Source organism: Acidimicrobiales bacterium (assembly GCA_041394185.1).
Classification (GTDB): Bacteria; Actinomycetota; Acidimicrobiia; order Acidimicrobiales; family Poriferisodalaceae; genus JAAETH01.
This window is the reverse complement of the sequence record JAWKIQ010000001.1, coordinates 1,580,621-1,600,087: the sequence shown is the minus strand read 5'-3', so window position 1 is coordinate 1,600,087 and position 19,467 is coordinate 1,580,621. Positions and strand designations below refer to the sequence as shown.

At 65.8% G+C, this 19,467-nt stretch carries 19 protein-coding genes; 13 read left to right on the top strand and 6 right to left on the bottom strand.

Features of this window, described 5'->3' with window-relative positions; all coding sequences use genetic code 11:
• Positions 1-150 precede the first annotated feature (150 nt).
• From R2770_07310 to R2770_07295, 4 genes are all read right to left on the bottom strand, one after another.
• Positions 151-2,376, bottom strand: coding sequence for an NADP-dependent isocitrate dehydrogenase (locus R2770_07310; protein ID MEZ5280265.1), 2,226 nt, complete (start codon positions 2,374-2,376; stop codon positions 151-153).
• A gap of 99 nt (positions 2,377-2,475) precedes the next feature.
• Positions 2,476-2,862 carry a DUF302 domain-containing protein gene (locus tag R2770_07305; protein MEZ5280264.1) on the bottom strand — a complete coding sequence of 129 codons (387 nt, stop codon included), beginning with the start codon at positions 2,860-2,862 and terminating at the stop codon, positions 2,476-2,478.
• 70 nt (positions 2,863-2,932) lie between these two features.
• The gene (locus tag R2770_07300; GenBank protein ID MEZ5280263.1) at positions 2,933-3,334 is read right to left on the bottom strand and encodes an NAD(P)H-dependent oxidoreductase; all 402 of its coding nucleotides are present in this window, start codon (positions 3,332-3,334) and stop codon (positions 2,933-2,935) included.
• 140 nt (positions 3,335-3,474) lie between these two features.
• Positions 3,475-3,945 (bottom strand): peroxiredoxin, encoded by a 471-nt coding sequence (locus R2770_07295; GenBank protein MEZ5280262.1) that lies wholly within the window; start codon positions 3,943-3,945, stop codon positions 3,475-3,477.
• A 41-nt stretch (positions 3,946-3,986) separates the two neighbouring features.
• On the opposite strand from R2770_07295, the gene R2770_07290 reads away from it, so the two are divergent.
• Positions 3,987-4,865 carry an SMP-30/gluconolactonase/LRE family protein gene (locus tag R2770_07290; protein MEZ5280261.1) on the top strand — a complete coding sequence of 293 codons (879 nt, stop codon included), beginning with the start codon at positions 3,987-3,989 and terminating at the stop codon, positions 4,863-4,865.
• A 123-nt stretch (positions 4,866-4,988) separates the two neighbouring features.
• Here R2770_07290 and R2770_07285 read toward each other — a convergent pair whose 3' ends face one another.
• Positions 4,989-5,615, bottom strand: coding sequence for a hypothetical protein (locus R2770_07285; GenBank protein MEZ5280260.1), 627 nt, complete (start codon positions 5,613-5,615; stop codon positions 4,989-4,991).
• Between the two features lie 124 nt (positions 5,616-5,739).
• Here R2770_07285 and R2770_07280 point away from each other — a divergent pair, with 124 nt between their 5' ends.
• The 4 genes from R2770_07280 to R2770_07265 all read left to right on the top strand — a co-directional run bounded on the left by R2770_07280 (position 5,740) and on the right by R2770_07265 (position 8,983).
• Positions 5,740-6,390, top strand: a complete 651-nt coding sequence (locus tag R2770_07280; GenBank protein MEZ5280259.1) for a Crp/Fnr family transcriptional regulator — start codon at positions 5,740-5,742, stop codon at positions 6,388-6,390.
• A 75-nt stretch (positions 6,391-6,465) separates the two neighbouring features.
• Positions 6,466-7,422, top strand: coding sequence for an ATP-binding cassette domain-containing protein (locus tag R2770_07275; protein MEZ5280258.1), 957 nt, complete (start codon positions 6,466-6,468; stop codon positions 7,420-7,422).
• The gene (locus R2770_07270) at positions 7,419-8,210 is read left to right on the top strand and encodes an ABC-2 family transporter protein (GenBank protein ID MEZ5280257.1); all 792 of its coding nucleotides are present in this window, start codon (positions 7,419-7,421) and stop codon (positions 8,208-8,210) included. Before R2770_07275 ends, R2770_07270 begins: the two co-directional genes overlap by 4 nt.
• The gene (locus R2770_07265; protein ID MEZ5280256.1) at positions 8,207-8,983 is read left to right on the top strand and encodes an ABC-2 family transporter protein; all 777 of its coding nucleotides are present in this window, start codon (positions 8,207-8,209) and stop codon (positions 8,981-8,983) included. The genes R2770_07270 and R2770_07265 overlap by 4 nt, the downstream gene beginning before the upstream one ends.
• A gap of 19 nt (positions 8,984-9,002) precedes the next feature.
• On the opposite strand, the gene R2770_07260 is transcribed toward R2770_07265, so the two are convergent.
• A complete protein-coding gene (locus R2770_07260) occupies positions 9,003-10,511 on the bottom strand; it encodes an AMP-binding protein (GenBank protein MEZ5280255.1) in 1,509 nt (502 codons plus the stop codon).
• Positions 10,512-10,556: 45 nt separating this feature from the next.
• On the opposite strand from R2770_07260, the gene R2770_07255 reads away from it, so the two are divergent.
• The 8 genes from R2770_07255 to R2770_07220 all read left to right on the top strand — a co-directional run bounded on the left by R2770_07255 (position 10,557) and on the right by R2770_07220 (position 19,266).
• Positions 10,557-11,582: an O-methyltransferase gene (locus R2770_07255; GenBank protein MEZ5280254.1), complete on the top strand. Its 1,026-nt coding sequence runs from the start codon at positions 10,557-10,559 to the stop codon at positions 11,580-11,582.
• Between the two features lie 89 nt (positions 11,583-11,671).
• Positions 11,672-12,448, top strand: coding sequence for an enoyl-CoA hydratase-related protein (locus tag R2770_07250; GenBank protein MEZ5280253.1), 777 nt, complete (start codon positions 11,672-11,674; stop codon positions 12,446-12,448).
• Positions 12,449-12,456: 8 nt separating this feature from the next.
• On the top strand, positions 12,457-12,984 hold the full coding sequence (locus R2770_07245; GenBank protein ID MEZ5280252.1) for a tyrosine-protein phosphatase: 528 nt from the start codon (positions 12,457-12,459) through the stop codon (positions 12,982-12,984).
• Positions 12,985-13,013: 29 nt separating this feature from the next.
• On the top strand, positions 13,014-14,396 hold the full coding sequence (locus tag R2770_07240) for a CoA transferase (GenBank protein MEZ5280251.1): 1,383 nt from the start codon (positions 13,014-13,016) through the stop codon (positions 14,394-14,396).
• 116 nt (positions 14,397-14,512) lie between these two features.
• Positions 14,513-15,028 carry a hypothetical protein gene (locus tag R2770_07235; GenBank protein ID MEZ5280250.1) on the top strand — a complete coding sequence of 172 codons (516 nt, stop codon included), beginning with the start codon at positions 14,513-14,515 and terminating at the stop codon, positions 15,026-15,028.
• A 36-nt stretch (positions 15,029-15,064) separates the two neighbouring features.
• Positions 15,065-16,828: a DNA polymerase/3'-5' exonuclease PolX gene (gene polX, locus R2770_07230; GenBank protein ID MEZ5280249.1), complete on the top strand. Its 1,764-nt coding sequence runs from the start codon at positions 15,065-15,067 to the stop codon at positions 16,826-16,828.
• Positions 16,829-17,021: 193 nt separating this feature from the next.
• The gene (locus tag R2770_07225) at positions 17,022-17,645 is read left to right on the top strand and encodes an AAA family ATPase (protein ID MEZ5280248.1); all 624 of its coding nucleotides are present in this window, start codon (positions 17,022-17,024) and stop codon (positions 17,643-17,645) included.
• A gap of 301 nt (positions 17,646-17,946) precedes the next feature.
• On the top strand, positions 17,947-19,266 hold the full coding sequence (locus R2770_07220; protein MEZ5280247.1) for an amidohydrolase family protein: 1,320 nt from the start codon (positions 17,947-17,949) through the stop codon (positions 19,264-19,266).
• Positions 19,267-19,467 lie beyond the last annotated feature (201 nt).

The window sequence follows — 19,467 nt, the reverse complement described above, 5'->3', positions numbered from 1 at the left end:
TCGCTCCACCCGCGACGTCGCCGCACGGGTCCCACACCGCCTCCATGCGACCACGCATAGTGACGGTGGCGAGAACCTAGCCCCAGCTTCTGATCGCGAGCAAACGCAGTTGATTGCGTTTGGTTAGACGACCGTAGGTCTCATGGTGGTTCAGCCGGCGTTGAAGTCGGCCAGGATCTGGTTGAAGGTCTGGCTGGGGCGCATGGCGGCCGACGCCAGCTCGGGGTCGGGGAAGTAGTAGCCGCCGATGTCCATGGGCACGCCCTGGCACGCAATCAGGTCGTTGGCGATGGTTTCTTCGGCCGCTTCCAGCGCCTCGGCCAGCGGCTTGAACCTGGCTGCGGCCTCGGGGTTGCCGGTCTGTTCGGCCATGGCCCTGGCCCAATACATGGCCAGGTAGAAATGGCTGCCACGGTTGTCGATCTGGTTGACCTTGCGCGACGGCGACTTGTTCTCTTCCAACAGCCTGGCGGTTGCGGTGTCGAGGGTCTCACCAAGCATGCGGGCCGCAGCGTTGTCGAACGATTCGCCGAGGTGCTCGAACGACACCGAAAGAGCCAGGAACTCGCCCAGCGAATCCCAGCGCAGGTGGTTCTCCTTCTCGAACTGCTGCACGTGCTTGGGAGCCGAGCCGCCCGCGCCGGTCTCGAACAGGCCGCCGCCGTTCATCAGAGGCACGATCGACAGCATCTTGGCCGAGGTGCCGACCTCGAGAATGGGGAACAGGTCGGTGTTGTAGTCGCGCAGCACGTTGCCAGTGACCGAGATGCTGTCGAGGCCCTTGCGGATGCGCTCGAGGCTGTAGGCGCACGCATCCTCGGGGGCCAGGATGACTATCTCGAGACCTTCGGTGTCGTGGTCGGGGAGGTACTGGTTGACCTTCTCGATCAGCTGAGCGTCATGAGCACGGTTCTCGTCGAGCCAGAACACCGCTGGGGCTCCGGTGGCGCGGGCGCGGGTGACGGCCAGCTTGACCCAATCCTGGATGGGCAGGTCCTTCACGTTGCACATGCGCCAGATGTCGCCGGCGTCGACCTGGTGTTCGATTACGACCTCGCCGGCACTGTTCACCACACGCACGGCGCCTGGCGCTGCGATCTCGAATGTCTTGTCGTGGCTGCCGTATTCCTCGGCCTTTTGTGCCATGAGGCCCACGTTGGGCACCGAACCCATGGTGGTGGGGTCGTAGGCTCCGTTGGCCCTGCAGTCGTCGATGACCGCCTGATAAATGCCGGCGTAGCTGTGGTCGGGGATGACGCACTTGGTGTCTTGCTGGTTGCCGTGCTTGTTCCACATCTGACCCGAGCTACGCAGCATGGCCGGCATCGAGGCGTCGATGATGATGTCGCTGGGCACGTGAAGGTTGGTGATGCCGCGGTCAGAGTCGACCATGGCCAGGTCGGGGCCTCGTTCGTAGGCGGCGGCGATGGCGGCTTCGATCTGCGACTTGAGCGGCTCGTCCATCTTCGCGACGGCAGCCAGCACGTCGCCCAGACCGTTGTTGACGTCGCCGCCAGCGGCCTCGATGGTGTCGCCGAACTGGTCGAACACGTCGGCGAAGTAGGCCTTGACCCCGTGGCCGAAGATGATGGGGTCGGAGACCTTCATCATGGTGGCCTTCAGGTGCAGGCTGAACAGCACACCCTTGTCGTTGGCGTCGGCCACCTGCTCGGCCAGGAACGCGTTGAGCGCCGATGCCGACATGAAGGTTCCGTCGACGACCTCTCCGGCCAGCACGGGCACCGACGGCTTCAGCACGGTGACCGTTCCGTCCTCGGCCACGTGCTCGATGCGCAAATCGTCGTCGGCTGGCATGGTGACCGACTTCTCGTTCGAATAGAAGTCGCCAGTGCTCATGGTCGACACGTGGGTCTTCGAGTCTGGCGACCATGCCCCCATCGAGTGCGGGTACTTGCGGGCGAAGTCCTTGACGGCCTTGGGGGCGCGACGGTCTGAGTTGCCCTCGCGCAACACGGGGTTGACGGCGCTGCCCTTGACCCGGTCGTAGCGGGCCTGGATGTCGCGCTCTTCGTCGGTCTGGGCGTCTTCTGGATAGTCGGGAACGGCGTAACCCTTGGCCTGGAGCTCGCGGATGGTGGCTTCGAGCTGGGGCATGGATGCGCTGATGTTCGGAAGCTTGATGATGTTGGCTTCGGGCGTCTTTGCCAGTTCGCCCAACTCGGACAGGGCGTCGCCGATGCGCTGCTCGGGGGTGAGCCATTCGGGGAAGTTGGCGATGACGCGGCCTGCCAGAGAGATGTCGCGGGTTTCGACCTCGACGCCGGCGGCGCCGGCGAACGCCTCGATGATGGGAAGGAACGAGTAGGTGGCGAGCGCAGGAGCCTCGTCGGTGTGGGTGTAGATGATCTTGCTCATGTTGGAATCGTCCTCGAGACAGAGTCGGCCGACCTTCGATCGTACCGCTAGCACGGCGCGGCTGTGTCAGCCCCGGATCATCGGGACGATCGCAATCAGCTAGTTGAGCTGCGCCAATGCGTTGTTGATCAGCTCGCGCACCTCGGCGGCAAGCGGCTCGATCGCCGGATCACCGGTGATCGATGCCATGAGACCCGGATCCATCACCTCTACCGTGACGCCATCGTCGGTTTCTCGAACCACCACGTTGCACGGAAGCAGCACTCCGATCTGGGGGCATGCGTCCAACGCCTGGCTGGCGAAGTTCGGGTTGCACATGCCCAGGATGGAATAGCGGTCGATGTCTTGGTCGAGTTTGGCCTTCAGAGTCGCCTTCATGTCGATCTCGGTCAGGGCTCCGAAGCCCTGCGTCGAGAACGCCTTCTTGACATCGGCAACCACTTCGTCGAACGGCCGGTTGAGAACCAGTGCTTCTTCGAAGATCATGTCGTCGCCTCCTACTCGCTGGACTGAGACCATCTTGCCTGGAGTCTTCGCCAGGCCACAGGGCCCTTGGTCAGAGGTCCATCAGCGTTGCGGCCACTGTGGCGGCCAGGTTCCATACCTCGTCCAGGCTCGTTTGGTCGTGGCCGCCGATCAGCGACACCGGATCGGCTACCGGGCGCCACTGCAGACCGGTGGTGACCATCTCGATCGACCGCACCGCGCCTGTGGTGTCGGTTGCTCCGTGCACATAGAACCCGAACGGTCGGCCCACGGTGACGTCGAGGCAGTCGTTGTAGACCGTGTCGAAGAAGTGCTGGAGGGCTCCGCTCATGTATCCGAGGTTGGCTGGAGTACCGAGCACGTAGCCGTCGGCGGCCAACACATCAGCCGAGGTTGCCTCCAGCGCCGGACGCACCTCGACCCGAACCCCTTCGATGCCATCGGCCGAAGCGCCCGCGATTGCCGCTTCCAACAACCGCGCATCCCTGACGATGGGCTGTGGTGCACGATCAGCAGGGTGGCCATCGACGCCGGTCTACCACGCGCAGATCGCGAACACCGGTGTTCAGACGGCGCAGGACGCCGCCGAAACACCGGTGTTCGGCGAAGGGGTCAGCCGGCGGCGGCTATGTCGGCCAGTACCTCGGCCGCGTGCTGCGACAGGTCCTTGCCGGCCAGGTCGTAGGCCTTGTGAATCGTGCCTTCGGTCGAGATCAGGTAGCTGACTCGCCTGGGCAGGCCCATCTCGTAGTAGTCCTCACCGGGTTGGCGTTCGGCGTCGAACGCCTTGCCGATCGAGTGATCGACATCGCTGATCAGTGCGTAGGGGAAGCTCTGCTCGTCGGCGAACTTCTTCTGGTCTTCGACGCTGTCGAAGGAGGCGCCGACGATCACGGCGTTGGCGGCCTCGAACTCTGGGGCTCTGTCACGGAACCCTCCACCCTCGATCGTTCAACCGGGTGTCGAGGCCTTGGGGTACCACCACATGGCGACCCACTTGCCTCGAAGGTCAGACGACGAGATCGTCTGACCGTTCTGATCTGGCGCACTCCAGTCTGGAGCCGCCGTTCCTTCGGCGAGCATCTGTGCTTCCCCTCCTGTCGAGTGCTCCCATTATGGTCGGTGTGACGAACGCAACTGGGGGAGCCATGGTCGCAATGTCTGAATGGGAACTGTTGGTAGACGGGGTCGACTTCGGTGAGGGGCCCCGCTGGCGCGACGGCAAGCTCTGGTACAGCGACTTCTACCAGGCGACGATCTACACGGTCACCACAGACGGCCACCGCGAAGCTGTTCACCCTGCTCTGCCAGACCGGCCGTCGGGCCTCGGTTGGATGCCAGACGGCACGTTGCTGGTGGTGTTCATGACCAGCCGGCGGGTGATGCGAGAACAAGAAGGGCAACTGGTGCTGCACTGCGACCTCAGCGCCCTCGCCGCCGGCAACTGCAACGACATGGTCGTCGCCGCCGATGGCACCGCTTACGTAGGCAACTTCGGGTTCGATTTCGAAGCCGGCGAAGACCCCGCGGCCGCCGACTTGATAATGATTCGGCCCGACGGCACCGCCAAGGTGGCCGAGCCAGGCCTGCGGTTCCCGAACGGATCCGTCATCACCCCCGACGGTTCGACACTGATCGTCGGAGAGAGCTTCGGCCAGGGGTACGAAGCGTTCACGATCGCCGAGGACGGCAGCCTCACCGATCGGCGGCGATGGGCCGACACGCCGGGTATGGCCCCAGACGGCTGCACCCTCGACGCTGCCGGGGGCATCTGGTTCTCCGACGCTCGCGGTTCGCAGGTGGTTCGAGTGGTCGAGGGAGGCCAGGTCACCGACACCATCGCCACACCCGACCGGACCTTTGCTTGCGTTCTGGGCGGTGACGATGGGCGCACCCTTTTCGTTCTGACCGCGCCGGGCAGCCACCCGAAAGAGGTTGCAGGCAAGGCCGCGGGTGCCATCTACTGGACCCGCGTCGAGCACCCACATGCGGGGCTGCCCTAGCGGCCAACAGCACCCTGCACATGGAGCGAAAGGGCAGTGCGAAAGGGCAGTGCGAAAGGGCGGCGCGAAAGGGCGGCGCCCAAGGCGCCGCCCCATTCTCCACCGGCCCGATCGGGTGCGCTCTCAGATGATGCGCATCGCTTGCACTACTTGTCCCGAGCCCGAGACGAACAGGCCGTCGCTCTTGGCGATTCGCTCGAGATATCCGGTGTCTGCCTGAAGTGCGTTGCGGGCCGAGTCGACCTGCTCGTAGCCATCCTGAACGGAGATGAAGCTCAGCTCGCCGAGGGTGCCCGTGACGCTATTGGTCACCACGACGGGGCTGTTGATCACCGACTCGACATAGCTGGCCATGTCGACGGCCCAGCCGATGGCGTCTGCCAGGCGAGCGGTCTCTGCGACCCCTGACGTCATCTGCAGCACCGAGCCGACCGCCGACGCCTTGCGGTCGCCGTAGATGTGGTTGCGCAACGAGTCGACCGCTGGCGTGTTGCCCAGCGCCTCGCCCTCTTCCAGCACGTCCAGATAGCCCGGGTCGCTCATCAGGCCAGCGTTTGCGGCGGCCAGGGCGGCCTGCGATTCGGCGACCGTCGACCACGCGACCGTACCCACAGGCACTCCCAGCGTTGCCAACCAGCAGCTCAGCTCGAGATCCGAGTGTTCGTTCACATAGGCCGTGACCTTGTGAACGAACGGCATCGCCTTCTTCGGTGACACCGTCGGAGTCGCCATTCGTGAGAACAACAGCATTGGATTCCCCCTTGTTTGGATGTGACCCAACGATGAGCCACGAGTGAGCGCCCGTCTGTCGTGCGTGCGACACTCGGGTTGTGCAATGCGTCACCGCGTTGACCGGGAACGGGCGGAGCTTGAAGTGCTCGAACAGACGCAACTAGGACAACTGGACGAGGCGGCGTTGGCCGCCGCAGAGCTTTGTGTGCACCGTCGCGCTCTGCAGCGAGGGCAGGTGTTGTTCAACGAGGGCGACATCGGGTCTTCGATGTACGTTCTGCTCTCGGGGCGCATCGAACTGCAGGTGTCGTCGGCCGCCGGTCATGTCTTGACACTCCACGTGGTTCAGCCAGGGGAGATCTTCGGCGAGGTTGCCCTGGTGGTGGACGAGCACAGGCGCACCAGCAGGGGCAAGGCACTCGAGAACTCGGTCGTGGGTGTGCTGGCCAGGTCCGATTTCGAGCGGCTACGGATCGCCTACGCCTGCTTCGATCGGCTTCTGGTATCGGTGCTGGCCAGGCGGGTTCAACGCACCACCGTCCAGGCGCTCGAGTTGAAGCTGCCACCCGAGACCAGGGTGTGGCGTCGCATGGCTGCGCTGGCGCTGGCCTACGGCGATCAGCCGATAGGCCTGACGCAGTCTGCGCTGGCCGAGCTGGCGGGCACCGTGCGTCAGACGGCCAACAGGGTTATTCGAGAAGGCGCCGAGGCGGGGGTGCTGGTCACAGGCCGAGGAAGCCTGCAGATCATCGACCCGAAGCGGCTGGCCGAGCTGGCCGAGTCGGCTGGCTAGGGCCCCGCCAAGTCAGGCAACCGCCTCGGGCGATATTCGCTGCCCCGGCTGCGACTTGTGGGCCAAACTCGCCCCATGGGCAGCGGGGCGATAACGGCGACTGATCTGACCCGCACGTTCGAGACCGGGCGCCGGTCGCGCCGCCGGGTTGTCGAAGCGGTCAGGGGAATCAGCTTCGTTGTCGAGCCAGGCGAACGGGTGGCGTTCATCGGACCGAACGGCGCCGGCAAGTCCACATCGATCAAGATGCTCACCGGCATATTGCACCCGACCTCTGGCGCGGCGACCGTGGCCGGGATGGTTCCCTGGGCCGACCGTCGTCGCCTCGCCGAACGCATCGGCACCCTGTTCGGCCAGAGGTCGCAGCTGTGGGCCGAGCTGCCGTCCAGGGCCGCCTACTCGATGCTTGCCGCCATCCACGGTGTCGACGACGACGAGGCCGCCCGACGGGTCGCAGAGTTGGGCGAATTGCTGGGGGCCACCGATCTGTTCGACCAGCCCGTGCGCACGCTGTCGTTGGGGCAGCGCATGCGTTGCGAGCTGGCCGCCGCCTTGTTGCATCAGCCCCAGATCTTGATGCTGGACGAACCCTCGATCGGTCTCGACCTGGTGGCCAAACAGCGCTTTCGGGACCTGCTGGTGACGTTGAACAAGCAGCGCGGCACCACCATCTTGCTGACCTCGCACGACGTCGCCGACATCGAGGTGGTGGCCGATCGCACCATCATCGTCAACCACGGTCGCATCATCATCGACGACACCGTCGAGGCCATGCGGCGCACGCTGCTGGCGTCGAAGCGGGTCGAGGTGGGGCTCGTCCACCCGGTCGAGGTGTCCTCGATCGACATCTTGGGCGCAACCCTCACCCGCGCCGACGCCACCCGGTTGACATTCGACGTCGACACCTCGCTGGCCGCGGTGCGCGACGTCGTAGACGCGGTGCTGGACACGTTGCCGGTCGCCGATCTCTCGGTCGTAGACCCACCTTTGGAAGAGGTCATCGCCGGTGTGTACGAGGCGGGCTCGTCGTGAACCGGCGCATCGTCGAGGCCGCGCGTAGGTCGGCAGCCGCCGAAGCCTCCAAGGTTGCGGGCGACCGGGGCGGGCTGATGGTCAGCGGTGCGTTCGTGATCGTCGTCGTGGCCATGCTGTCGGCGCTGTGGCGTGCGGCCGCAGAGGCCAATGGGGGAGCGGTAGTCGGCTACTCGGCCGTCGCCCTCGTCTGGTACGTCACCGTGTCCGAGATCGCCACCATCAGTCAACGAATGCAGTTCATAGACGAACTCGGCGACGACATCGGCAGCGGACGGGTCGACGCTGCGCTGCTGCGGCCGGTTCCGATGTTCTATCTGGTGTGGGCGGCCCAGGTCGGGGGAATGGTGCCGCGCCTTGCTGTGTGCACGGCGGCGGCCGTGCCGCTGAGCCTGATCGTCATCGGCGCGCCGCCGTCGTGGGCCTCGTTGTGTTTGGCGGCGCCTGCGCTGTTCCTGGGGCTGGTGGTGAACATCACCGCCCAGCACGTGTTCGCGGCAGTCGCGTTCTGGTTGCGCAACTCGCGAGCCACATGGTTCGTTTACCAGAAGTTCGTATTTGTCGTGGGCGGCATGTTGTTGCCGCTCGAGGTGCTGCCCGACTGGCTCGAGACGCTGGCCCGGTGGCTTCCGTTCATGGCCATGGCCTACGTTCCGGCCCGGCTGGCGGCAGGATTCTTCGAGCCCGAACTGCTGTTGATACAGCTCGCCTGGTTGGTGGTCGCGTTCATCTCCGCTGCTGCGGTGTTCAGTTGGGGCGAGCGCCGACTGACGGCGGGTGTGTCGTGAGGGCGGCGCGGGCCCTGGCCCGCACCTGGGTCGGCTCGATGCAGGACGCGTGGGCCAACCGACGGAGCTTCTGGTTCCAGGCGTCGGTCATGATCGTGAACGACTCGTTCTGGGTCGTGTTCTGGCTCATCTTCTTCGAGCAGCTGGGCGAGGTTAGGGGCTGGGTCCTCGCCGACGTGATGGTGCTGCAGGCTGTTCTCACCGCTGTTGGCGGCGTTGCGCTGGGTTTGCTCAACAACTCGCGTCATCTGGGGCGGCTGATCGCTCAGGGCGCCATCGACGAGGCGTTGGTGTTGCCGGTGCCGACGCTGGCATACCTTCTGGTCAGGCGTATCGAACCGGTCAACATGGGCGATCTGGCCTTTGGAATCGGCCTTTTCGTCGTGGCCGGCAACCCCACACCGGCTCGTGCTGCGGCCTTCGTCGTCGCGGTGTTCATCGGCGCAACGGCACTGGTGTCGTTTCTGGTGCTGGCGGGGTCGACGGCTTTCCTGGGCGGTCGGTCCGACGTTGGCGAACTGGGCTTTCACTCGGTGGTGCTGTTCGCTTCGTACCCGGTCGATGTGTTCAGCGGCATGGTGAAGGTCCTGATGTTCACCGTGGTGCCGGCGGGTTTCATCACCGCATTGCCCACACGGTTCGTCAGAGACCTCGATCCGTGGGTCGCGGTTGCCTCGGCGGCGTTCGCCGTTGGACTGGCTTGTGTGGCTGCACTGGCGTTTCGTGCCGGTCTGCGGCGCTACACCAGCGGTGCCATGTGGGTGGCGGCCTGAGCTTCCCAGCGGCCGTGCATCACCGAAGATCGGTGTATTGGGCACGCAGCTGGGCCACCCTCAGCTTGCCCGTCGGTTCGCGGGGCAGTTCGTCGATGAAGTCGATCGTGCGGGGCAGCTTGAACGATGCCAGCTGGGTGCGGCAATGCTCGACGAGCTGCACGGCCAACTCGTCCGAGGCATGCAGCCCCGTTGCAGGCTGCACCACGGCTTTGACCTCCTCTCCATACTCGGCATTGGGTATGCCGAACACGGCGACGTCGAACACCGCCGGGTGCTTCATCAGCACCTCTTCGACCTCGCGCGGGTAGATGTTGATGCCGCCGGCGTTGATGGTGAACGACTTGCGGTCGGTCAGGTACAGGTAGCCGTCCTCGTCGACATAGCCGATGTCGCCGAAGGTGCCCGACCCGCCAGGGCCCCTGGCGCCCGCGGTCTTGGCCCCGTCGCGGTGATACGAGAAGTCGGCGCTGTTGGCAAACCAGATCTGGCCGATCCGGCCAGGCCCCAGCGGCTTGCCGTCGTCGTCCAGGATCTGCACCGGCCCGCGGATAGACCTGCCCACCGAACCCTTGTGGGCAAGCCATTCGTCGGGGCCGATCACACACATGCCGGCGCCTTCGGTGCCTGCGTAGTACTCGTGCACGATCGGGCCCCACCAGTCGAGCATCGCTTCCTTCACGTGCACCGGGCACGGGCCTGCACCGTGGATGGCAAACACATGCGACGACAGGTCGCGCCCGTTTCGGTCTGCCTCGGGCAGCGCCAGCATCCTCACGAACATGGTCGGAACCCACTGGCTGTGGGTCACCCGATAGCGCTCGATGGCTTCCAGCGCTCCGGCGGCGTCGAAGCGCCGCATCACCACGGTCGTCGCTCCGATGCGACCCATCTGCAGCAGGAACGTCAGCGGTGCCGAGTGATACAGCGGCGCCGTCGACAGATAGACGCTGGCGGGCTCGATGCCGTAGGCCGAGGCCAGCATCCGGTCGCCCGGCGGCAGTTCTTCGATCGGTTCGGGCGGCGCCGGACGCCTGACCCCCTTGGGGCGGCCAGTGGTGCCAGACGAGTACAGCATGGTGATGCCCTCGACCCGATCGAACCGGGCTTGGGCGGCACCCTCGCGCCAATCGATCGCGCCCGGCACGTCGACATCGACGACGCGAACGGCCCGGCCCGCGCTGGCCGCCGCCTCACCGGCAACAGCCGTTTCGTTCGAGTGGATCAGCACCGTCGTCTCGCAGTCGGCGACCATGTAGGCGATCTCGTCTCGGGTCAACCGGCTCGAGATGGGGGTGTAGCGCAGGCCCGAGTACTGGGCGGCCCACACCATCGCAGCGAACTCGAAGCGGTTCTCGAGACAGAACGCCACCGGATCGCCGGGGCGAAGACCCAGGTCGTGCAGGTGGTTCGCGGCTGCCACCGCCATGTTGTGCAACCCGGCCCAGGTCAGGGTTTCGCCGGTGTCGGCGATGATCAGCGCCGGATCGTCGGGGCGGTTTGCAGCATGGTGCCCGGGGTTGGCCATCGGCCGAACGTAGTCGCTGGTTGCGGGGCGGCATAGCTTGCACCCATGGTTGAACCAACAGCAGACCACTTGATCGTCCGGCTCGACGGCGACGGCGACGCCGAGGCTGTCGAAGCCGCGATCGGCGAGGCGGCGCGATCTGGGGTGGCCATGGCGATCAGGTTCGACCTGGGCCGGGGGGTTTCACGCGACGTCGCCAGGAGTGTTGCCCGTTCGATGTGGGGGTACGGAGACCTGCTGGCTCGCAACTGTGTTGGATTGGGCCTGGTGGTCGCCCCCGACGACGACCCCGACGAGGTGCTCGCAGCCCTCGGGCGCCTGACGGTTCCGGCGACCGCTCTGCACGACGGTTCGCTGCTCGACGGCTGGATTGCAGGACAACTGGCGGCCGGTGCGCAGCGGGTGCGGCCTGTTGCCAGCGGCCGCACGGTCGGTGCGTCACCCCAGCTCTACGACTATGTGCTCGACCACATGAGCCAGCCGCTCGACTCGACCGCGGCCGAACTCGCCGAGACGACCCGCCAACGGTTCGGTGCCATGGCCGGCATGAACATCGGCGAGGATCAGGGCCGGTTCCTCAAGCTGCTGGTCGAGATGACAGGCGCTCGCACCGCGGTCGAGATCGGCACCTTCACCGGCATGTCCGCATTGTGGGTGGCGCGGGGCCTGGGCCCGGAGGGGACCTTGCACTGTTTCGACATCTCCGACGAATACCCGGCCGTCGGCCGACCCTATTGGCAGCGTGCCGGGGTCGACGATCGCATTCAGCTGCACATCGGTCCCGCCGCCGAGCGCCTGGACGACCTGGGCGATCAGGCAATCGACTTCGCCTTCATCGACGCCGACAAGGCGGGTTACGCGTCATACATCGAGGCTCTGCTTCCCCGAATGTCACCACGGGGCCTGATCGTTCTGGACAACGTCCTCTGGAGCGGCATGGTGGCTGGTCCGCCGGCACCCGGAGACACCGGAGCTCTGCAGGATCTGAACGACCACCTGGCCGGACGAGCCGACCTCGACGTCCTGATGCTGACCATCGGCGACGGCATCACCTTGATCCGCAAGCGCTGATCCCTCGCGGCACGCACGGGTCGGAGGCCAAGTCGCGCAGTCGCGTGGGGCACAATGGCGCGACAGGTCGGCGAACCGAGGAGCCAAAGATGGAGACGATCCAATACAGCGTCAGCGAAGGCGTAGCGCACATCCGCTTCAATCGGCCAGAGGGCGCCAACGCGGTCAACCCGACGTTTGCTGCCGATCTGCGCGCCGCGATGCTCGAGGCCGCCTACGACGACGCAGTGCGTTCGGTTGCCGTAACCGCCGAGGGCAAGGTGTTCTGCGCTGGCGGCGACCTCAAGTTCTTCAACGACTGCGGTGACGCTCTGCCCCAGACCGCGGCCGACATGTTGGTCGACTTCCACGGCGCGATCTACCTGATGAACAGCATGGAGAAGGTTGTGGTGGCCTCGGTCGGCGGTGCGGCCGGCGGCGCGGGCCTGTCGATCGTCTCGTCGTTCGACCTGGTGGTCGCATCCGAGAACGCCAAGTTCACGATGGCCTACACGCGTGCGGCGATGACCCCCGACGGAACATCCACCTACTTCCTGGGTCGTCACATCGGGCTTCGTCGCGCGCTCGACCTGACCCTGACCAACCGTGTGCTGACCGCCGACGAGGCCGAGGCGTGGGGCCTGGTCAACCGGGTCGTACCCAAGGGCGAGGCCGACCAGGCAGCGCTCGATCTGGCGGCTCAGATGGCGGCAGGTGCGTCGTCGGCTCTCGGCAAGGCCAAGCGCCTGATCTACGAGGGCTTCGATTCGGCGCTGCCCGAAGCGGGCGAACGTGAGGGCATGGCCATCACCGCCGCGATGGCATCGGCCAACGGCAAGGAGGGCATCGCCGCCTTCGTCGAAAAGCGCGAACCGAACTTCGGCTGACATCGGCCATGAGCAAGTGGGGTCCCAGGTCCAGAGACGGCGGCATCGACCGCATTCCACTGCCCATCCCCGACGGTGAACTGTGGCTGTGCGGCAAGCATGCGATCGGCCCCGACGTCGGCGCCGCGATGCTGCGGGCGAACGGTGCGGGCACTGTGGTGTGCCTAACCGAGCGCTACGAGCTGGCCGACAGATATCCCGACTATGTCGCCTGGCTCGACACCAACGCCGCTGACTCGCCGGTCCACGGACGCGCCGCCGCTATTTGGCACCCCATACCCGACCTGCACGCTCCGAGCCTCGACGACGCCGAAGCACTGGTAACCCGCATCGTCGATCGGCTCGACGACGGCGAGGGCGTGTTGATGCATTGCGCGGCGGGCATCGGTCGGGCAGGCACCATGGCCACCCTCGTGCTGATGGCGGTGGGGCTCAACGTCACCGAGGCCCTCTGGACCGTTGGCCAGCATCGTCCAATGGCGGGTCCCGAGGTCGGCGCGCAGATGGATCTGGTCGAAGCGTTCAGTCGCCGCTGACCACGCTTGGTCCGAAATAGGCTGCGCCGATGCGTGACTTCTTGCCGCAGATCGGCGCTGCCCTCGATTCTCCGGACGTGGGCGCCTGGCCTGTCGTCGAGGAGAGGGCGGTCCAGAGCCTGCCCTCGGTGTTCGCAGTCTCCGATCTGGCGTGCGCGTCGATCGCCGCCGCCACGTCAGAGGTCTCGGCGTATGCGTCCGATCTGACGGGCGAGCCGCCGGGGGTCGTCGACGTCGATCGGCGGCTGGCGTCGATCTGGTTCGCCGGATCGATCGTTCCTGACGGGTGGCAGGTTCCGCCGGCATGGGATGCGGTCGCCGGCGACTATGAGGCCGCCGACGGCTGGTTGAAACTGCACACGAACGCGCCCCACCATCGCGCCGCCGCGCTGAGGGTGCTGGGCGTGCGACCCGACCGCGATGCCGTCGCTGCGGCGGTGTCCAAGTGGTCGGCCGACGAGCTCGAAAGCGCCGTGGTCGAGGCCGGGGGAGCGGCCGCCGCGATGCGATCCATCTCTCAATGGAAGGTTCACCCCAATGGATCGGCCGTCGGTGCCGAACCGCTGATAACCCTTTATCCAGGCGCTGTAGGTGAGTCATCTGGAGATCGAGTAGAGGTCGAGACTTTGTCACGTACGCGACCTCTGGCAGGAATCCGCGTGCTCGACCTGACCAGGGTGCTGGCAGGCCCGGTGGCAACGCGGTTCTTGGCCGGGTGGGGTGCCGACGTGCTGCGCATAGATCCGTTCGACTGGTTCGAGGATGGGCTGGTTCCTGAGGTCACCCTCGGGAAGAGGTGCGCGCGCCTAGACCTGAAGACTTCAGAAGGCCTGGATGTCGTCACTGCGCTACTGGAACAGGCCGACGTCGTCGTGCACGGCTACCGGCCAGACGCCCTCGAGCGCCTCGGCCTGGGCGCCGAGCGTCGGCAACAGGTTCGTCCCGGGTTGGTCGACGTCTCGCTGGATGCGTTCGGCTGGACTGGGCCGTGGGCCCTGCGGCGAGGGTTCGACAGCCTGGTACAGATGAGCTCGGGCATAGCCGACGCCGGCATGGCTGCGGCCGGCGCCGACAGACCCAAACCCCTGCCGGTACAGGCACTGGACCACGCCGCCGGATATCTGATGGCAGCCGCCGCGGTCAGGGGTCTGCGTCACCGCAATTCGACCGGGGTGGGGGCCATTGGCCGCCTGTCGTTGGCCCGAACGGCGGCGCTGCTGATCGATGGCCCTCCGGGTCGTCTCGACTCGCAATTCGACCCTGTCGCGCCCGACGACGTCGCGCCCGACGTCGAGGCCACGCCCTGGGGCCCGGCACACCGGGTCAAGTCTCCCATGACCATCGACGGTAAAGGCCCGCTGTGGCTTCGGCCGGCCACGACCTTGGGCTCACACCCCCCAGCGTGGTCCTGACCTCCAGGTCTGGGGTCCGATCTTGTCCCCTTCTACCGATCTGGGGTCGGATATTGCCCAGATGCGGCAGCGATCCGACCCCAGATTCGCAGGGGGTGGCGGCTAGGTTCTGGGAGATGAGGTGGATTTGGGACTGGGTTCTGTTGACGGTGTTGGTCGCGGGTTGCAGCTTCAGCCCAGATTCCGTCGAGACGGCGGCCACGTCGAGTTCGTCAGAGCCGCCGGTGTCGGCGTCTACCACCACCGTCCGAATCCAGCCGATCGTCGTGACCGTTCGTCTCGACACCTCCGGCGCGACGTTGTTCGGTGACGCTTTGGGTGCCGTGTACGACGAAGACGGCCGCCGAGTTGCGGCCTTCAGAATCCCCTCTGGCTGGCAACGGCCCGCCGATTTCGACCCGGACGATCCCGAGCAGACCTATCGGGCCTACGAGCGCACCGGCGAGCCGACGGCGGTTCAGGTCGAGTTGGCGGTGCCGGGCACCTACACGTTCGAGGTGCGCGAGTTCGCCGTATCCGCGTCGCCGTGTGGCACCTGCGAGGCGGGGTACAGCGGGTCGTCGGTGGAGGTCACGGTGGCCGACGGCGACCAGGTGCTGATCGACAAGGGTCAACCGGCCTGGGTGTCGTAATCACGGGACGTGCGACCGTGCGCCTACGATGCCCGCATGGTTTCGCACCGCGACGTCATGGCGATGTTGTCAGAGCTGATCACCCTGACGACGCTCGAGGAGGAGTCGCCCCAGAGCTTCAAGGTGCGGGCCTACGAGAACGCCAAGCTGGGCATCGAGGCTGACGGTCGCGACAGCACCGCACTGACCCAGGCCGAACTGACCAAGATCAAGGGCGTCGGCAAGGCGACCGCCAGCAAGATCCGCGAGTACGTGGACACCGGTGAGGTCGCCAAGCTGGTGGCCCTGCGTGAGAAGTACCCGCCTGCGTTCGTCGAGATGAGTCGGGTGCCCGGGATCGGACCCAAGACGCTCAAGCTCATCCGCTCCGAGCTGGGTATCGAGGACATCGAGGGCCTGAAGGCGGCAATCGCCAACGAGCAGCTTCGGGCCCTGCCCGGCATGGGCGCCACCAGCGAGGCCAAGATCGGCAAGGCGATTGAACGGCTCGGCCTGTCTGGCAAGGACCGGCGCACACCGATCGCCGATGCACTGCCGCTGGCAGTGCGCCTGGTCGAAGACCTCAAGGCCATCGATGGGGTCGTCGACGCCATGTACTGCGGCAGCCTGCGGCGCTTCAGCGAAACCATCGGCGACATCGACATCACGGTCGCATCCAACGATGCGGCGCCGGTCATGCAAGCGGTGCGAACCCACTCCGAAGCCCGCGAGGTGATCCTCAGCGGCGACACCAAGACGTCCTTTCTGACCGCCGCGGGTCTGCAGATAGACGTGAGGGTTGTCGAACCCGAGCAATTCGGGGCCGCCACTCTGTATTTCACCGGCTCGAAGGCCCACAACATCGTGTTGCGCCAGCGTGCGATCGACCGGGGCCTGTTGCTGAACGAATACGGGCTGTTCGGTCCAACCCCCGACGACGGCGCCGACAGGCCGATCGTGGCCCGGGTCACCGAGCGCGACATCTATCGGGCCCTCGACATGGACTACGTGCCGCCGCCGATGCGCGAGTCGACGGGCGAAGTCGACGCCGCCGCAGACGGTGGTCCGGGTCTGCCAGAGCTGGTCGAGCGCGGCCACATCATCGGCGACCTGCACTATCACACCGCCCGGTCAGGCGATGGCCGCAGCTCGGTGGAGGACATGGTCAAGGTCGCAGCCGACTCGGGCTACGACTACCTCGCCATCACAGACCACGGCGTCGACCTGGCAATCAACGGATCGACTGCCGAACAGATGCTCGAGCACCGCGAACACATCGAGCGCGTGCAGGCCGACTATCCCGACATGACCATCATGTGGGGGTGCGAGCTGAACATCGGCGCCAAGGGTGGTCTCGACTACGACGACGACTTCAGGGCCCTGTTCGACTACACCGTGGCATCGGTGCACAGCCACTACGACCAGAGCCCCGTCGAGCAGACCAAGCGGCTGATCGCGGCCATCAGCGACCCCACCGTCGACTCGATCGGTCACCTGAGCGGGCGTTACATAGGCAGGCGACCGGGCATCGAGTTCGATGTCGACGTGGTGCTGGAAGCGCTCCATCACTTCGACGTCGCGCTGGAGATCAACGGTGCGCTTCAGCGACTCGACGCCGCCTCCGACGTCGTGCGCAAGGCGGTCGACAGGGGAGTGAAGTTGGTGATCAACACCGACTCGCACCATGTCAGCGAGCTGGGGCGTATGGAATACGGCGTTCTCACCGCTCAGCGCGGTTGGGCACCCAAGGAGCTCGTCATCAATACGTGGGACAAGGCGACGCTGCTCGACTGGGTTTCCTCACATCGCAACGATCGTTGAACCTCTTGCAGTCGCGCAGAGCGTCGAACTAGGGTCTGTGTGACCACTCAGGGTGGGTGTGAACCCTGGACGACGATCAGAGCGGGGATTTCAGGCCGTGGGTGGGTATCTGCCTTCTGGCAGATGATTGAGGGTGTCGGGTTCGCTCGGCACCCTCAATCGCGTCCGCGCAGAGCGCGCTAGGTTCTCGGCCGTGCAGCCCGCCCGCAAGATCGCCTTCATCGGCTCGCACTCGGTGCGCAAGACCAACGCAGTGCATTCGTTCGCAGGCGCCGTCGGGCGCAGCGGCCGCAGCGTCGAGGTGGGTCGCGAGGTCGTTCGGTTCAGCCCCCTTGGCCTGAACGAGGGTGCAACTCCCGAAGCCCAGCTGTGGGTGATCGTCAGCCAGATCCAACAGGAACTCGAGCTGCGCAGCCGGTCGGAGGTTCTGGTGCTTGACCGAGCGGTGGTCGACAACTTCGCCTACTTTCTGCGCGCCACCGGTGGAGAAGACCCCTTCGACGTCAAGCCGCTGGTGCGCAGGTGGTCGCAGACCTATGACCTGTGTGTGCGCATCAAGCCCGACATCGGGCTGCGGGCTGACGGTGTTCGCAGCACCAACGAGAAGTTCCGCAACGAGATCGAGAAGATCCTCGATCTGATAGTTCCCCAGTACCTCGAACCCGACCGCCTCCTGGAACTGTGGGCGTCGGAAATCACCGAGGACTTCGACTGGGCATCCTTGGTGGAGAGGCTCTGCGGCCCCACCGAGGCTCGCCCCGAACCGGCATCGCCGATCACCTGGGCCCCAACCCTCTGGGACACCACCCCCGACTGACCCACCCCTCTCCCGCAAGTGTCTGTCCGCAGCGCCCCCATGGGGGCGCTGCGCGGGCACACCTCGCCGGCCACCGCGTGCCAGCAGACCTGGGCGTGCGAAGTGTGTCGTCCCGGCGCCCCGATAGGGGCGCCAGGGACAGACACTTCGGAGGGGGCGGGGCGGGGTGGGTCAACTAGGGTTCTGGCATGACGAAGCGCAAGCTCGGTCGTGGCGTCGCCCTGGGCGGCACGCCGGTAACGGCCTGGTTCATCGACAGGGGAGAGGGCGAAGCAGCCCGTACCTATCTGGCGTTCCAGGCGTGACCACCTCGGTCAGGGCCACTGTCCTGCAGACCCCGGCACCAGACCGGCTGGTGGTGCTGGAAGACCAATACATCGAACTAGACGATGCCGGCAGCATCGTTGTCATGCGCCCAGCCCAATCGGGCGACACGGCCGACGTGGCGCTGGGAGTGGACGGCGTGCTGATGCCCGGGCTGATCGACACCCACGTGCACGCTCCGCAGTGGCCCCAGCTGGGCACCGGTTTGGACCTGCCCCTCGAGCGCTGGCTGTTCGACTACACGTTCCCGCTCGAGGCCCGCTTCGCCGATGCGGCGTTCGCTCGCGCCGTTTGGGATCAGATGGTGCCCGCTCTGCTGCGCCTGGGAACAACAACGGCCGTCTATTACTCGTCGAACGACGTTGCGGCCACCACGTCGTTGGCCGAGGCGTGCTTGCAGCACGGTCAGCGTGCGTTCGTGGGACGCGTTGCAATGGACCATCCGCTGGGAACCCCCGACTATTACCGCGACGCCGACCCGATCCAGTCGGTGCAGGCCAGCGCCACGTCGATAGAGCAGATTCGAGCCCTGGCCGGGGTCGCACCGACAGCCCTGGTGAAGCCGATTGTGACGCCCAGGTTCATCCCTGCGTGCACCGACGCCGCCCTCGAAGGGCTCGCCGAGCTGGCACGGTCGGCTGGCGTGCTGGTGCAGACCCACTGTTCGGAGAGCAATTGGCAGCACGGCTATGTGCTGGAGCGCCACGGCTGCACCGACACCCAGGCCCTAGAACGGTTGGGCCTGCTGCAAGACCACACGGTGTTGGCTCACGCAACACATCTGAACGACGCGGACCGTTCGATTCTGGCCTCGTCTGGTGCAGGTGTTGCTCATTGTCCCCTGTCGAACTCGTACTTCTCGAACGCGGCATTCGCCTTGCGGCGCGCCCTCGACGCCGGTGTGCGAGTCGGCCTCGGCACCGACATAGCGGGCGGCCCACAGGCGTCGGTGTTTGCCAACTGTGAGCACGCGGTCACCGTTTCGCGGATGCTGGAAGACGGTGTAGACGTTGGTCTGGCCCACGACAGGGGCGTGCCGGGTTCTCGGGTGGACACCACAGCGGCGTTCTGGTGTGCGACGGCGGGTGGGGCCGAACTGTTGGGCATTCCGGTGGGTCTGATCGAGGTCGGAAGAGCGTTCGACGCCCTGGCTGTCGACCTGACACAACTGCCCTCGTTCACTGCGGAACTGGACGCAGGTGATTGGCCGCGGACCTTCGAGAAGATCGTCAGGGGCCTGGCTGGAACGCCTTCCGCGATAAGCCAGGTGTGGGTCGCGGGCCGCGAGGTGGGCTGAACACAGTTCGGTCCGCCCGCTCGCTCGGCGAATACAGCACAGAGGGGTCATTGCCGCTGCTGAACCCGCGGCCCCGGTCACTCTGTGTGTTGTTCGCCGAGTTGTGATGTCACGTTGTATTTCAGATCTTTCGACGGTCCTTGCCTTCGGGGAAACACCGTGGTTCCCTGGGCCGCGCTGGTAAATGACGAAGTTGTCATT